Origin of the sequence: Pseudomonas sp. R1-18 (assembly GCF_051132095.1) — a bacterium.
GTDB lineage: Bacteria > Pseudomonadota > Gammaproteobacteria > Pseudomonadales > Pseudomonadaceae > Aquipseudomonas.
On record NZ_CP071658.1, the window covers coordinates 1,350,711 to 1,365,418 of the forward strand.

The window sequence follows — 14,708 nt, forward strand, 5'->3', positions numbered from 1 at the left end:
GTCTTCGATGGATTTAGCCTAGTCTCTCGTCAGGGACGACCATTCAGGCAGGTGGTGATCTGAATCCATGAAGCACCCGCGGACTCTTCCGAAGCGCCGGTTGATGGGCATCGTATGGCCTTTCATCGTGGTCGCACTTTTCCAGGCCCTGCTGGGGTGCATGAGTTTGTACACGCTCTCGGTCGTGCGCAGCTACGTGGCCGGCGAGAGCCTCTGGTCCAAAGGGCAGAAGGACGCTATCCATTATCTGAACCGCTACGCGCTCGATCGTGACGAGGAAGATTACTTCAAGTATCAGCAGGCGCTGGCAATCCCCAAGAGCGGGCACGTGGTACGCGAAGCGCTGGATCGTGCCCAGCCCGCTGTGGCCGACGCACGCAACGCGATCCTTCAAGGCGGCACCCACCCGGACGACGTGTCCGGAATCATCTGGATGTACCGTAACTTTCGCGACTTCAGCTACATGCGCAAAGCGATCTACTGGTGGACTGTCGGCGACGGATACCTGGATCAGCTCGACCGGCTCGCCGCACATATCCATCAGCGAATAGGCGAGGGTGGCGGCAACGCCACGGAAACCCAGCAATGGCGACAACGTATCAACGCCATCAACGAGGCAGTCACCCCCGCGGCCCGCGCCTTCAGTGAAGCGCTTGGCGAAGGTTCGAGATTCATTCTGCGCCTGCTGATCATCGTCAACCTGCTGACGGCGGTGGTGCTCATCCTGCTGGCCATTTTGCGGGTCCACATGCTACTCGCCCAGCGACGTGTTTACGCCCGCGCCCTGCAGGTGGAGCGCGAAAGGGCGCAGATCACGCTTGAATCCATCGGCGACGGCGTTATCACCACCGATGTCGAAGGCACCATCGTCTACATGAACCCCGCAGCCGAAAGCCTGACCCACTGGAAGTCCGGTCAGGCCAGCGGCTTGCCCCTTGCGGCACTCTTCAACCTGCTCGACGAAAACGACCGGCGCGACAGCTCGGCGTTGATCGAGCACATTCTGGCTGGTCGGCTCAGGCGTGGAAGTGCCGACAACAAGCTGATCCAGCGCCTCGACGGGAGTACGGTGTCGGTCCATCTGGTGGGCACGCCGATCTATTCCGATGGAGCGATATGTGGCGCGGTGCTCGTGCTGCATGACATGACCCAGGAACGCCAATACCTTGCCAGTCTGTCCTGGCAGGCTGCCCATGACCCGCTGACCGGTCTGGTCAACCGCAGCGAATTCGAGTCGCGCCTGGAGCAAGTGCTCAATACCAGTGCGTCCGAGCCTGGACAGCACTGTCTGATGTTTCTCGATATTGATCAGTTCAAACTGGTTAACGACACCAGCGGTCATGGCGCGGGCGATGAGCTGCTGCGCCACTTGTGCACTGTGCTGCCGGCAAACTTGCGAGAAGGGGACACCCTGGCGCGTCTGGGAGGTGACGAGTTCGGCATTCTGCTGGTGGATTGTCCCGCCACCGAAGCTCATGCCATAGCCGAAACGTTGCGGCAGCTGGTGCAGGATCTGCATTTTGTGTGGAAAGGACGGCCTTTCGTGACTACCGTCAGTATCGGCCTGGTGCATCTGGGGGCTGCGGCGCTCACGCTCGAAGCCTCATTGCGCGCCGCCGACATGGCCTGCTACATGGCCAAGGAAAAGGGACGCAACCGGATTCAGGTCTACCATGCCGACGATTCGGAACTCTCCACGCGTTCCGACGAGATGGCCTGGATCCAGCGTCTGCACGTGGCCCTGGACGAAAATCGCTTCTGTCTGTACGCACAGGAAATCGCGGCATTGAATCAGGATGAAGACGACGGAATGCGACACATCGAGATTCTTCTGCGGTTGCGGGATGAATCAGGGCGGATGATCTCGCCCGACAGTTTCATACCCGCCGCCGAGCGCTATGGGCTGATGACCACGCTTGACCGTTGGGTAGTCAGGAACGTCTTTAAACTCATCGGACAATGCGCCGCCGGAGCGCGCCGGGGCCGGCCACAGGCGCTTTGCGCCATCAACCTGTCCGGGTCGAGCATCGGCGATGACGCGTTTCTCGAGTACCTGAAGCTTCAGTTCCGCACGTTCGACGTTGCGCCCTCCATGATCTGTTTTGAAATCACCGAGACCAGCGCCATTGCCGATCTGAGCAGCGCCATTCGCTTCATCGAGGAGCTCAAGGCGTTGGGCTGCTGGTTTTCCCTGGATGACTTCTGTTCGGGCATGTCTTCCTTCGCTTATCTGAAACACTTGCCGGTCGACTTTCTCAAGATCGATGGCAGCTTCGTCAAGGACATGCTCGATAACCCGGTCAACCGCGCCATGGTTCAGGTCATCAATAACATCGGGCACGTCATGGGCAAGCGCACCATCGCCGAATTCGTGGAAACCGAACAGATTGAAGTCGAACTCAAGGAAATCGGCGTGGATTACGCCCAGGGTTACCTGATCGGGCGCCCGGAAATGCTGACCTGCGAGAGCCTTTACACACCGCCCGTCCGTGCGCGCGCTGCTGGCGAGCGCATCGGGAACAACCCTGTAATCGATACCACCTCATAAGGAGCCGCACAGTGATCGACACTTTCGAGAGAACCGGTCCGCTCATGGAGGCCGGGAGTTACCCGGCCTGGGCGCAACAGCTGATCAAGGATTGCAGCGCCGCGAAGGCACGAGTGGTCGAACACGAGCTTTATCAGAACATGCGTGATGCACGGCTGAGCCCGAAGATCATGCGTCATTATCTGATTGGTGGCTGGCCCGTAGTCGAACAGTTCGCGGTGTATATGGCCAAGAACCTGACCAAGACCCGCTTCGGGCGCCATCCGGGCGAAGACATGGCGCGCCGCTGGCTGATGCGCAACATCCGTGTCGAGCTCAATCATGCCGACTACTGGCTGAACTGGTGCGAAGCCCACGGGGTGACGCTTGAGGACTTGCAGGCCCAGCACGTCGCGCCGGAGCTGCACGCGCTCAGCCACTGGTGCTGGCAGACCAGTTCCAGCGACTCGCTGGCCGTGGCAATGGCCGCCACCAACTATGCGATAGAAGGAGCGACCGGAGAATGGGCGGCGCTGGTGTGTTCGACGGGCGTCTATGCCGAGGCATTTGGGGAAGAGAACCGCAAGCGTGCGATGAAGTGGCTCAAGATGCATGCGCAGTATGACGATGCTCACCCTTGGGAAGCGCTGGAAATCATCTGCACGCTGGTCGGCAACAACCCTGACGCTCACTTGCAGGCCGAGCTGCGCCAGGCCATCACCAAGAGCTACGACTACATGTATCTGTTTCTGGAACGCTGTCTGCAACTGGATAAGGCCAAACCGGCCCGCGAGCGCATCGCGGAAACCGCGAGCTGATCAAGTCTCGCGGGCCAGTACCAGCCGATTGCGTCCTTCGCGTTTAGCGACGTAAAGGGCGCTGTCCGCGCGCTGCACCAGACTGTCCGCGGTTTCACCTGCCATCAGCGTCGAACAGCCCAGACTGATGGACATGGTCAGAGACGGCGCGAGGTGCGGGAAGGCGAGCCCCAGAACGGTCGAGCGCAGGCGCTCGCCGATCTGAACCGCGGTCTCGCGATCGGTGTCGGTCAACAGCACCACGAACTCTTCACCGCCGTAGCGGAACACCCGGTCGATATTGCGCAACTGGCTCTTCAGGCCCTGAGCAATGGCTTTGAGCACCTCGTCCCCGGTGTAATGGCCGTAGTCATCGTTGACGTGCTTGAAGTGGTCAACGTCGACCATCAGCACCGAAAGCGGCGCCTTGTTGCGACGTGTGACGGCGATCTCGCGAGCCAGACTCTGATCCATGGCGATCCGGTTACCGGTTCCGGTCAGCGGATCGCGCAGCGCGCTTTGGGTCGCAACGCGGTACAGCAGGGCATTGCGCAGCGGGTACAACAGGCAGGCCAGCAGCGTTTCCAGTTTGCCCAGCTCCAGAGCGTCGAAAGGTTCGTCTCGCTCGAACTGCAGTTCGCCGATGCTCTCGCCTTCGTGGCGCAGCTGAAAACTGGTGCGTTCCAAGGCGCTCTGGCCCATGCGCAACAGCAGGTCGCTGTCGACATGCCAGTACACCAGCCCGCTCAGCGGCAGCAGCCGCTGAACACCCTGAAAGAAGATTTCCAGGATGCGATCGGCTTCCAGACTGGTCTGCAATTGCAGACCAAGTTGCTGGGCGAGCTGCGGCAACGTCATGGGCTGCAGCGCGACGTTGGGCCGATTCTGAAAGCCCAGGTGCTGCAACTTGGCGGTGTCGAAATCTATGGCCTGGGTATGGGTCGGAGAACTCATCACTTCGCTCCTCAGCAGTTCATTGCTGACATGGCAGGGTTAGAGCGGAGCACAGTCATTCGGTTCATTCGTGCAGCGAGATTAAACATCAACGAGTAGAGCCAGGGTCTGGCGCTGGCTGTTCGAAATGCCCTTGCCACCGTCGCTCGCGCTCGGATGGCAGGGCTGTTGCGGGGCTTACTGCGCGTTGAGCGCCTGGCCGTTTACGCCTTGGCTGTCCGGGCCCATCAGGTACAGGTACACCGGCATGATCTCTTCGGGAGCCGGGTTATCCAGCGGGTTTTCGGCGGGGTAAGCCTGGGCGCGCATGCTGGTGCGGGTGCCGCCGGGGTTGATGCTGTTGGAGCGCACAGTCGAGACGTCCTTCATCTCGTCCGCCAGCGTCTGCATCAGGCCTTCGGTGGCAAATTTCGAGACACCGTATGCGCCCCAATAAGCGCGGCCCTTGCGGCCGACGCTGCTGGAGGTGAACACCACCGAAGCGTCCTGCGACTGCTTCAGCAGCGGCAGCAGCGCCTGGGTGAGCATGAACATCGCATTGACGTTCACGTGCATCACGCGCATGAAACTCTCGCCGGTCAGCTGTTCCAGCGGGGTACGCGGGCCGATGATCGACGCGTTGTGCAGCAGGCCGTCCAGGCGACCGAACTCGTTCTCGATCAGCGCCGCCAGTTCGTCGTACTGATGAGGCTGCGCAGTTTCCAGATTGAACGGAATGACCACGGGCTGCGGATGGCCGGCTGCTTCGATCTCGTCGTAGACCTCGGTCAGATTGGCTTCGGTCTTGCCCAGCAGCAGTACGGTTGCGCCGTGGGCCGCGTAGGTTTTCGCGGCCGCCGCGCCGATGCCGCGACCGGCGCCGGTAACCAGAATGATCCGGCCTTCGAGCAGGTCGGGGCGAGCGGTGTAATCAAACATGTGTGACCTCGATCCGTAAAAGGCTCAGCAGCTGCAAAGCGCGTTATCCAGCACTTTGCGCAACTCCAGCGGATGGTCGACGACCACGTCCGCGCCCCAGTGCTCGGGGTTGTCGTTGGGATGGATGTAGCCGTAGCGCACCGCGGCGGTCTTGGTCCCGGCGTCGCGGCCGGACTCGATGTCACGCAGGTCGTCGCCTACGAACAGCACGCTGGCCGGGTCCAGCTTCAACATGTTGCAGGCCAGGATCAGCGGCTCGGGGTCCGGTTTGCTGCGGGTAACGTGATCAGGACAGATCAACAGCGCCGAGCGTTCTGCCAGGCCCAGCTGCTCCATGATCGGCTGGGCAAAGCGCACCGGCTTGTTGGTCACCACGCCCCAGATCAGCCCGGCCTTTTCGATGTCGGCCAAGAGGGCTTCCATGCCATCGAACAGGCGGCTGTGGACGGCGCAGCCTTGTTGATAACGTTCAAGGAATTCCAGCCGCAGCGCCTCGAACTCCGGTTCTGTCGGTGACATGGCGAAGGCCGCCGAGACCATCGCCCTGGCGCCGCCGGAAATTTCATCCCGGATCAGCTTGTCGGCAACGGCCGGAAAGCCGCGGTCGGCGAGCATTGCCTGGGCAATGGCGATGAAGTCCGGCGCGGTATCGAGCAGAGTGCCGTCCATATCGAATAAAACCGCTCTCAAACGCATGGGTTACGCCTCTCGCAGGGTCTGAATCATGTAGTTGACGTCGACATCCGTGGCCAGTTTGTAATGCTTGGTCAGCGGGTTGTAGGTCAGACCGATGATGTCCTTGACCTGCAGGCCCGCTTCACGGCTCCAGGCGCCCAGCTCGGAAGGGCGGATGAATTTCTTGAAGTCGTGCGTGCCGCGCGGCAGCAATCCGAGGATGTACTCGGCGCCGACGATGGCAAACATGTAGGCCTTGGGGTTGCGGTTGATGGTCGAGAAAAACACCTGGCCGCCAGGTTTGACCATGCGGTAGCAGGCGCGAATCACCGACGATGGATCCGGGACGTGTTCGAGCATTTCGAGGCAAGTGACCACGTCGAACCGGGCGGGCATTTCCTCGGCCATGTCCTCGGCGGTGATCTGCCGATATTCGACGCTTACGCCCGATTCCAGCTGATGCAGCTGCGCCACGGCAAGCGGAGCCTCGCCCATGTCGATGCCGGTCACGGTCGCGCCGCGAAGCGCCATGGCCTCACTGAGGATGCCGCCACCGCAGCCGACATCGAGCACCGTCTTGCCGGCAAGGCTGACGCGCTCATCGATCCAGTTGACGCGCAGCGGATTGATCTCGTGCAAGGGTTTGAATTCGCTTTCCCGGTCCCACCAACGGTGAGCCAGTGCCTCGAATTTGGCGATTTCTGCGCGATCGACGTTGCTCATGGGTTTCCCTCTTAACTCAAAATTCGCTGTGGTCGGCCTGGCTACGACAAGCCAGGCCGTCAAGTATTCGGTTTATTGCGTATTGCGCGGCTCATCGGCGATCTTCCGGCCCCAGGCGATTGCGGTATCGCGCAGGGCGTGCTCGTCCATGCAGGTCAGGCGGCGATCGTCGAGCAGTTGCTTGCCCGCCACCCAGACATGGCGGACGCAGTCGCGGCCGGTGGCGTATATAAGCTGGGACACAGGGTCGTAGATGGGTTGCTGGGCCAGCCCGGACAGGTCGAATGCAACCATGTCCGCAGCCTTGCCGACTTCCAGCGACCCGGTGGTCGCCTGGATGCCCAGCGCGCGTGCGCCGTTGAGGGTCGCCATGCGCAACGCCCGGTGCGCGTCCAGCGCCGCGGCCGATCCGGCGACCGCCTTGGCCAGCAACGCTGCGGTGCGGGTTTCGCCGAGCAGGTCCAGATCGTTGTTGCTGGCCGCGCCGTCGGTGCCCACCGCCACGTTCACGCCGGCCTGCCACAAGCGTTCGACCGGGCAGAAGCCGCTGGCCAGCTTGAGGTTGGATTCCGGGCAATGGATCACACTGGAGTTGCTTTCTACCAACAGCGTCAGGTCTTCATCGCTGATCTGGGTCATGTGCACAGCCTGGAAGCGTGGGCCGAGCATGCCGAGGCGGTGCAGACGAGCCAGAGGCCTTTCCCGCAACTGCTCCACGGATTGCTCCACCTCGGACGCCGTTTCATGCACATGCATCTGGATCATGGCGTCCAGCTCGTCGGCGATCACGCGCACCCGCTCCAGGTTTTCGTCGCTGACCGTGTAGGGCGCGTGGGGACCGAATGCGACGGTGATGCGCGGGTGATGGAGCAGGTCGTTGAACAGCTCGACGCCGTTATGCAGCGCTTCATCGGTATTGCGCGCGCCGGGGATCGGGAAGTCGAGCACCGGCACGCTGATCTGTGCGCGCATCCCGCTGCTGTGAACCCGGTCCGCGGCGACCTTGGGGTAAAAGTACATGTCCGAAAAACAGGTAATGCCGCCCTTGAGTTGCTCGGCGATGGCCAGGTCCGTGCCGTCGCGCACGAAGTCCTCGTTGACCCATTGGCTCTCGGCCGGCCAGATATGCTTGTGCAGCCAGGTCATCAGCGGGAGGTCGTCCGCCAGGCCGCGAAACAGGCTCATGGCGGCGTGACCGTGCGCGTTGATCAGGCCAGGGCTGAGCAGCATGCCCGGCAGTTCCTGTACCTGGCGTGCGTCTTGCTTGAGAGCCTCGGCCCTGGGGCCGATATAAACGATGCAGCCGTCGCGAATGCCCAGGCCGTGATCCTTGAGAACGACGCCTGCGGGCTCGACCGGCACCAGCCAGCCGGGCAGGAGCAGAAGATCAAGCGGAGCGGTGGCGTTCGGCATGTGGCAGCATCCAGGGCTTGGTACGGTGATGGCGAAGTATACCCGAGCGTCTTGACGGTCGGCTCGCTATAATCTGCCGCTTTTGATCCCGGGCTTGGATTTTGAGTATGGAGTGGGCGATGCGCGATCGACTGTTGGCTGCGGAAAAAGTGAAGGCCATCGATTGGCGGGATGACGCTCTCTATCTACTGGATCAACGTGTACTGCCCTTCGAGGAGATCTGGCAACCCTATACCAGCGCGGCCGGTGTGGCTGAAGCGATTCGCACAATGGTCGTGCGCGGCGCGCCGGCCATCGGCATCAGCGCGGCCTACGGCCTGGTGCTCGGCGCGCGAGCCCGGATCGCGGCGGGCGGTGACTGGCGCGCTGCGCTCGACAAGGATTTCGCCGTACTGGCCGCTGCGCGTCCGACCGGCGTCAACCTGTCATGGGCGCTCAATCGCATGCGTGACCGGCTGCAGCGTCTCAAGCAGGGCGAAGACCCGTTGCAGGCGCTGCAGGCCGAGGCCGCCGCGATTCACCTGAGCGACCGGGAAGCCAATCTGACCATGGCTCAGCTCGGCGCGGATCTGATCCGCAAGCATCAGGGCAATCTGCAGATCATCCTGACGCACTGCAATACCGGCGCGCTGGCCACCGGCGGTTTCGGCACGGCACTGGGCGTGATTCGTGCCGCTCACCTTGAAGGCATGATCGAGCGTGTCTACGCCGATGAAACCCGTCCCTGGCTGCAGGGTTCGCGTCTGACCGCATGGGAACTGGCCAGCGAAGGCGTACCGGTGACCGTCAATGCCGATTCAGCCGCCGCGCACCTGATGCGCACCAAGGGCGTCAGCTGGGTGATCGTCGGTGCCGACCGGATTACCGCCAACGGCGATGTGGCCAACAAGATCGGCACGTATCAACTGGCGGTCGCGGCCATGCATCACGGCGTGCGCTTCATGGTCGTGGCGCCGAGTTCAACCATCGATATGGAAACCGCCACTGGCGATGACATCGTTCTCGAAGAGCGTGACGGTCGCGAGCTGCTCGATATTGATGGTCAGAGCGTGGGCGCTGGCGTGGATGCCTTCAATCCGGTGTTCGACGTGACGCCGGCTGACCTGATCGACGCCATCGTTACCGAAAAGGGCATCGTCGAGCGGCCCGACAGCGCCAAAATGGCTCAGTTGATGAGTCGCAAGCACCTTCATTGATCGACCACTGACCGGCGTGCGCACCGGCTGGTCCGCAAGGCTCATGCAGCTGCGCGGGCCTGTGAGCCCGTATCAGACGAGTTGTGCGTACCCGGCTCGTTTTCAGCGCTTGCAAAGGATGTGAGCGTGTCGGCGATTGTGGTAACATCCGGCGGTTTCCAGGGACGCTATCTGTAGCCGCCCTTACTGCGCAGATCCGTGCCTTAACTCGTTGATTTGTCGTAAGTCGTTGCCTGGCCTCCGCCGGCATCGACGAGCCTCGCCCATCCCGAATGGATGCACGAGGTTTCACCAGAAAAAGGAATCAGGCTTCTCATGGGCGAACTGGCCAAAGAAATCCTCCCGGTCAATATCGAAGACGAGCTGAAGCAGTCCTATCTCGACTACGCGATGAGCGTGATCGTCGGGCGAGCGCTGCCGGATGCGCGCGATGGCTTGAAGCCCGTGCATCGGCGCGTGTTGTATGCGATGAGCGAGCTGGGCAACGACTGGAACAAGCCGTACAAGAAATCCGCCCGTGTGGTTGGTGACGTGATCGGTAAGTATCACCCGCACGGCGACACCGCGGTCTACGACACGATCGTGCGTATGGCCCAGCCATTCTCGCTGCGCTATCTGCTGGTCGACGGTCAGGGCAACTTCGGTTCGGTCGACGGCGACAATGCCGCGGCCATGCGATACACCGAAGTGCGCATGACCAAGCTGGCCCACGAGCTGCTGGCAGACCTGCACAAGGAAACCGTGGACTGGGTGCCGAACTACGACGGCACCGAGATGATCCCCGGCGTCATGCCGACCCGTATCCCCAATCTGCTCGTCAACGGCTCCAGCGGTATCGCCGTGGGCATGGCGACCAACATTCCGCCGCACAACCTGGGCGAAGTCATCGACGGCTGTCTGGCGCTGATCGACAACCCGGAGCTGTCGGTCGATGAGCTGATGCAATACATTCCCGGCCCTGATTTCCCGACCGCCGCCATCATCAACGGTCGTGCCGGCATCATCGAGGCTTACCGGACCGGTCGCGGCCGCATCTATATGCGTGCGCGTTCCATCGTCGAAGACATCGACAAGGTCGGCGGTCGTCAGCAGATCGTCATCACCGAACTGCCTTACCAGTTGAACAAGGCGCGTCTGATCGAAAAGATCGCCGAGCTGGTGAAAGAGAAGAAGCTCGAAGGCATCACCGAGCTGCGTGACGAGTCCGACAAGGACGGCATGCGCGTGGTCATCGAGTTGCGTCGCGGCGAAGTTCCGGAGGTCATTCTCAACAACCTCTATGCCCAGACCCAGCTGCAGAGCGTCTTCGGCATCAACATCGTTGCGCTGATCGACGGCCGTCCGCGGATTCTCAATCTCAAGGATCTGCTCGAAGCCTTCGTCCGCCACCGTCGTGAAGTTGTCACCCGCCGTACCGTGTTCGAGCTGCGCAAGGCCCGCGAGCGTGGCCATATCCTCGAAGGTCAGGCTGTCGCGCTGTCGAACATCGATCCGGTCATCGCGCTGATCAAGGCGTCGCCGACTCCTGCCGAGGCCAAAGAAGGCCTGATCAAGACACCATGGGAATCAAGCGCCGTGGTGGAGATGGTCGAGCGTGCCGGCGCCGATTCCTGCCGCCCGGAAAACCTCGACCCGCAATACGGGCTGCGTGACGGCAAGTATTTCCTGTCGCCGGAACAGGCTCAGGCCATTCTGGAACTGCGTCTGCACCGTCTGACCGGCCTTGAGCACGAGAAGCTGCTGGGCGAATACCAGGAAATCCTGACCCAGATCGGCGAGCTGATCCGCATCCTCAACAGCGCCACGCGCCTGATGGAAGTGATTCGCGAAGAGCTGGAGCTGATTCGCGCCGAATACGGCGATCCGCGTCGCACCGAGATTCTCGATGCGCGTCTGGACCTGACCCTCGGCGATCTGATCACCGAAGAAGAGCGGGTAGTGACCATTTCCCATGGTGGCTATGCCAAGACCCAGCCGCTGGCGGTTTACCAGGCTCAGCGCCGTGGCGGTAAAGGCAAGTCCGCCACTGGCGTCAAGGATGAGGATTACATCGCTCACCTGCTGGTCGCCAACAGCCACACCACGCTGCTGATGTTCTCCAGCAAGGGCAAGGTGTACTGGCTCAAGACTTATGAAATCCCCGAAGCCTCGCGCGCCGCTCGTGGTCGTCCGCTGGTCAACCTGCTGCCGCTGAGCGAAGGTGAGTACATCACCACCATGCTGCCGGTCGACCTCGAAGCCATGAAGCGTCAGGCCGAGGAAGAAGATGTCGACGCCATCGACATCGACGACGCTAACAGCGACGAAAGCGAAGAAGAGCGCAAGGCCCGTATCAAGGCTGCGGACAAGAAGAAGGCGCCGTTCATCTTCATGTCGACCGCCAACGGTACGGTCAAGAAAACTCCGCTGGCGGCCTTCAGTCGTCAACGCAGCGTAGGCCTGATCGCGCTGGAGCTGGACGAAGGCGACATCCTGATTTCCGCTGCGATCACCGATGGCGAACAGGAAATCATGCTGTTCTCCGACGGCGGCAAGGTCACGCGCTTCAAGGAATCCGATGTGCGTGCGATGGGCCGTACGGCCCGTGGCGTGCGCGGCATGCGTCTGCCGGAAGGGCAGAAGCTGATTTCCATGCTGATTCCGGAAGAAGGCAGCCAGATCCTCACCGCATCGGAACGTGGTTATGGCAAGCGCACCGCCATTTCCGAATTCCCTGAGTACAAGCGTGGCGGCCAGGGCGTTATCGCCATGGTCAGCAACGAGCGTAACGGTCGTCTGGTCGGCGCTGTTCAGGTGCTCGACGGTGAGGAAATCATGCTGATTTCCGACCAAGGCACACTGGTTCGTACCCGTGTCGACGAGGTGTCGAGCCTGGGCCGTAACACTCAGGGCGTAACCCTCATCAAGCTGGCCGCCGACGAGAAGCTGGTTGGTCTGGAGCGTGTTCAGGAGCCGTCCGAAGTGGAAGGCGAGTTGCTCGACGGCGAAGCTCTGGAAGGCGAAGAGCCTCTGGACGGTGAAGAGGCGCTGGACGACGCCGCTTCCGCTGACGATGCGACCGACGATCTGCAGGCCGACGCCGCGCCGAACGACGACGAATCGCAGGGCTGAGCAATAACGTAAACCGGGTAAGGGCTGGCTCGTTTGAAAGTGCATACATGGCTTTCGAGCGGGTGCAGCCCTTGCGACATTCGGCCGGTTGCACGCCGAATCCAGATTGACGAGGTTGTCCTGGGCTGCGTATGACGCAAGCCCGCTCAGGCCGGCCCCGATGAACGCAGCGCGTACAGACCCAACGCAATTGAAGAGAGTGGATATGAGCAAGCGAGCCTTTAACTTCTGCGCAGGTCCTGCTGCGCTCCCTGAAGCTGTTCTGCTGCGCGCCCAGGCGGAGCTGCTGGACTGGCATGGCAAAGGTCTGTCGGTCATGGAGATGAGCCATCGCAGCGACGAGTTCGTTTCGATTGCCACCAAGGCCGAGCAGGATTTCCGCGATCTGCTTTCCATTCCCTCGAATTACAAAGTGCTGTTCCTGCAAGGCGGCGCGAGCCAGCAGTTCGCCCAGATTCCTCTGAACCTGCTGCCTGAAAACGGCAAGGCCGACTACATCGACACCGGCATCTGGTCGCAGAAGGCAATCGAAGAAGCTTCCCGTTATGGCGCCATCAACGTGGCTGCCAGCGCCAAGCCTTACGATTATTTTGCAATTCCCGGTCAGAATGAGTGGAAGCTGAGCCAGGACGCCGCCTACGTTCACTACGCACCAAACGAAACAATTGGCGGTCTGGAATTCAACTGGATTCCGGAAACCGGCGACGTGCCGCTGGTCGCGGACATGTCTTCGGACATCCTGTCGCGTCCTGTCGATATCTCGCGGTTCGGGATGATCTACGCCGGCGCGCAGAAGAACATCGGCCCCAGCGGCGTTGTGGTGGTGATTATCCGCGAGGATCTGCTGGGCCGTGCGCGTTCGCTGTGTCCGACGATGCTCAACTACAAGGTCGCCGCCGACAACGGTTCGATGTACAACACGCCGCCGACCCTGGCCTGGTACCTGTCCGGTCTGGTCTTCGAATGGCTCAAGGAACAGGGCGGTGTCGAGGCCATCGGCAAGCGTAACGAAATCAAGCAGCGCACGCTGTATGACTACATCGACGCCAGCGGCCTGTACAGCAACCCCATCAACAAATCAGACCGTTCGTGGATGAACGTCCCGTTCCGTCTGGCCGATGACCGCCTGGACAAGCCGTTCCTGGCCGGTGCCGACGCCAATGGTCTGCTCAACCTTAAAGGCCATCGTTCCGTCGGCGGCATGCGCGCTTCCATCTACAATGCCGTCGACCTCGGCGCGGTCAATGCGCTGGTTGCCTACATGAAAGACTTCGAGAAGGAGCACGGCTGATGTCCGAGCAGGAACTCAAGGCGCTACGCGTCCGTATCGACAGCCTGGATGAAAAGGTTCTGGAGCTGATCAGTGAGCGCGCCCGCTGCGCGCAGGAAGTGGCGCGCGTGAAAATGGCGTCGCTGGCGGAAGGCGAAGTGCCTGTGTTCTATCGTCCGGAGCGTGAAGCCCAGGTGCTCAAGCGCGTGATGGAGCGCAACCGCGGCCCTTTGAGCAACGAGGAAATGGCGCGGTTGTTCCGCGAAATCATGTCGTCGTGCCTGGCTCTCGAACAGCCCCTGAAAGTGGCCTATCTGGGCCCCGAGGGGACCTTCACCCAGGCGGCGGCCATGAAACACTTCGGCAATGCGGTGATCAGTCTGCCCATGGCGGCCATCGATGAGGTGTTCCGTGAAGTGGTGGCCGGTGCGGTGAATTTCGGCGTGGTCCCGGTGGAGAACTCCACCGAAGGCGCGGTAAACCATACGCTCGACAGCTTCCTTGAGCACGACATGGTCATCTGCGGCGAGGTGGAGCTGCGCATTCACCACCATTTGCTGGTCGGTGAAAACACCAAGACGCAAAGCATCAGTCGCATTTATTCCCACGCTCAGTCGCTCGCGCAATGCCGCAAGTGGCTGGACGCTCATTACCCGAACGTCGAACGCATCGCGGTCGCCAGCAACGCCGAGGCGGCCAAGCGCGTCAAGGGCGAGTGGAACTCCGCCGCCATCGCCGGTGACATGGCGGCCGGTCTCTACGGTCTGACGCGTCTGGCGGAAAAGATCGAGGATCGCCCGGACAACTCCACACGGTTCCTGATCATTGGTAACCAGGAGGTTCCACCGACTGGCGACGACAAGACTTCGATCATCGTGTCCATGAGCAACAAGCCGGGCGCGCTGCACGAACTGCTGGTGCCGTTCCACGAAAACGGTCTGGACCTCACGCGTATCGAGACCCGTCCTTCGCGTAGCGGCAAATGGACCTACGTATTCTTCATCGACTTCGTAGGGCACCACCGCGATCCGCTGGTCAAGGCCGTGCTGGAGAAAATCAGCCAGGAAGCGGTAGCGCTCAAGGTGCTGGGTTCCTACCCTAAAGCGGTTCTCTGAAGAGGCGAC

General features: G+C 61.4%; 11 protein-coding genes. 6 read left to right on the plus strand and 5 right to left on the minus strand.

The features are described from left to right. Positions 1-67 precede the first annotated feature (67 nt). Complete coding sequence (locus J3P77_RS06270) at positions 68-2,548, plus strand: EAL domain-containing protein (protein ID WP_434680419.1); 2,481 nt, start codon at positions 68-70, stop codon at positions 2,546-2,548. 44 nt (positions 2,549-2,592) lie between these two features. Next, on the plus strand, positions 2,593-3,345 hold the full coding sequence (locus J3P77_RS06275) for a TenA family transcriptional regulator (RefSeq protein ID WP_434681909.1): 753 nt from the start codon (positions 2,593-2,595) through the stop codon (positions 3,343-3,345). On the opposite strand, the gene J3P77_RS06280 is transcribed toward J3P77_RS06275, so the two are convergent. The 5 genes from J3P77_RS06280 to J3P77_RS06300 form a co-directional block, all read right to left on the minus strand. Beyond that, on the minus strand, positions 3,346-4,278 hold the full coding sequence (locus J3P77_RS06280; protein WP_434680421.1) for a GGDEF domain-containing protein: 933 nt from the start codon (positions 4,276-4,278) through the stop codon (positions 3,346-3,348). A 177-nt stretch (positions 4,279-4,455) separates the two neighbouring features. Further along, on the minus strand, positions 4,456-5,196 hold the full coding sequence (locus J3P77_RS06285) for a YciK family oxidoreductase (RefSeq protein ID WP_434680422.1): 741 nt from the start codon (positions 5,194-5,196) through the stop codon (positions 4,456-4,458). Positions 5,197-5,220: 24 nt separating this feature from the next. Then, complete coding sequence (gene mupP / locus J3P77_RS06290; protein ID WP_434680424.1) at positions 5,221-5,892, minus strand: N-acetylmuramic acid 6-phosphate phosphatase MupP; 672 nt, start codon at positions 5,890-5,892, stop codon at positions 5,221-5,223. A 3-nt stretch (positions 5,893-5,895) separates the two neighbouring features. Next, positions 5,896-6,594 (minus strand): bifunctional 2-polyprenyl-6-hydroxyphenol methylase/3-demethylubiquinol 3-O-methyltransferase UbiG, encoded by a 699-nt coding sequence (gene ubiG / locus J3P77_RS06295; RefSeq protein WP_434680425.1) that lies wholly within the window; start codon positions 6,592-6,594, stop codon positions 5,896-5,898. A 72-nt stretch (positions 6,595-6,666) separates the two neighbouring features. Then, the gene (locus tag J3P77_RS06300; protein ID WP_434680426.1) at positions 6,667-8,007 is read right to left on the minus strand and encodes a TRZ/ATZ family hydrolase; all 1,341 of its coding nucleotides are present in this window, start codon (positions 8,005-8,007) and stop codon (positions 6,667-6,669) included. A gap of 119 nt (positions 8,008-8,126) precedes the next feature. Between J3P77_RS06300 and mtnA the strand changes: the two genes are divergently transcribed. The 4 genes from mtnA (at position 8,127) to pheA (ending at position 14,699) form a co-directional block, all read left to right on the plus strand. Beyond that, positions 8,127-9,203, plus strand: a complete 1,077-nt coding sequence (gene mtnA / locus J3P77_RS06305) for an S-methyl-5-thioribose-1-phosphate isomerase (RefSeq protein ID WP_434680428.1) — start codon at positions 8,127-8,129, stop codon at positions 9,201-9,203. A gap of 315 nt (positions 9,204-9,518) precedes the next feature. Continuing rightward, complete coding sequence (gene gyrA, locus J3P77_RS06310) at positions 9,519-12,314, plus strand: DNA gyrase subunit A (RefSeq protein ID WP_434680429.1); 2,796 nt, start codon at positions 9,519-9,521, stop codon at positions 12,312-12,314. 205 nt (positions 12,315-12,519) lie between these two features. Then, a complete protein-coding gene (serC, locus tag J3P77_RS06315; protein ID WP_434680431.1) occupies positions 12,520-13,605 on the plus strand; it encodes a 3-phosphoserine/phosphohydroxythreonine transaminase in 1,086 nt (361 codons plus the stop codon). Then, the gene (gene pheA, locus J3P77_RS06320; RefSeq protein ID WP_434680432.1) at positions 13,605-14,699 is read left to right on the plus strand and encodes a prephenate dehydratase; all 1,095 of its coding nucleotides are present in this window, start codon (positions 13,605-13,607) and stop codon (positions 14,697-14,699) included. Before serC ends, pheA begins: the two co-directional genes overlap by 1 nt. Positions 14,700-14,708 lie beyond the last annotated feature (9 nt).

Bases quoted from the DNA above. Each gene is read 5' to 3' on its own strand.
- J3P77_RS06270 (WP_434680419.1), top strand. From the start codon at position 68: ATGAAGCACCCGCGGACTCTTCCGAAGCGCCGGTTGATGGGCATCGTA.
- J3P77_RS06275 (WP_434681909.1), top strand. From the start codon at position 2,593: ATGGAGGCCGGGAGTTACCCGGCCTGGGCGCAACAGCTGATCAAGGAT.
- J3P77_RS06280 (WP_434680421.1), bottom strand. From the start codon at position 4,278: ATGAGTTCTCCGACCCATACCCAGGCCATAGATTTCGACACCGCCAAG.
- J3P77_RS06285 (WP_434680422.1), bottom strand. From the start codon at position 5,196: ATGTTTGATTACACCGCTCGCCCCGACCTGCTCGAAGGCCGGATCATT.
- mupP (WP_434680424.1), bottom strand. From the start codon at position 5,892: ATGCGTTTGAGAGCGGTTTTATTCGATATGGACGGCACTCTGCTCGAT.
- ubiG (WP_434680425.1), bottom strand. From the start codon at position 6,594: ATGAGCAACGTCGATCGCGCAGAAATCGCCAAATTCGAGGCACTGGCT.
- J3P77_RS06300 (WP_434680426.1), bottom strand. From the start codon at position 8,007: ATGCCGAACGCCACCGCTCCGCTTGATCTTCTGCTCCTGCCCGGCTGG.
- mtnA (WP_434680428.1), top strand. From the start codon at position 8,127: ATGCGCGATCGACTGTTGGCTGCGGAAAAAGTGAAGGCCATCGATTGG.
- gyrA (WP_434680429.1), top strand. From the start codon at position 9,519: ATGGGCGAACTGGCCAAAGAAATCCTCCCGGTCAATATCGAAGACGAG.
- serC (WP_434680431.1), top strand. From the start codon at position 12,520: ATGAGCAAGCGAGCCTTTAACTTCTGCGCAGGTCCTGCTGCGCTCCCT.
- pheA (WP_434680432.1), top strand. From the start codon at position 13,605: ATGTCCGAGCAGGAACTCAAGGCGCTACGCGTCCGTATCGACAGCCTG.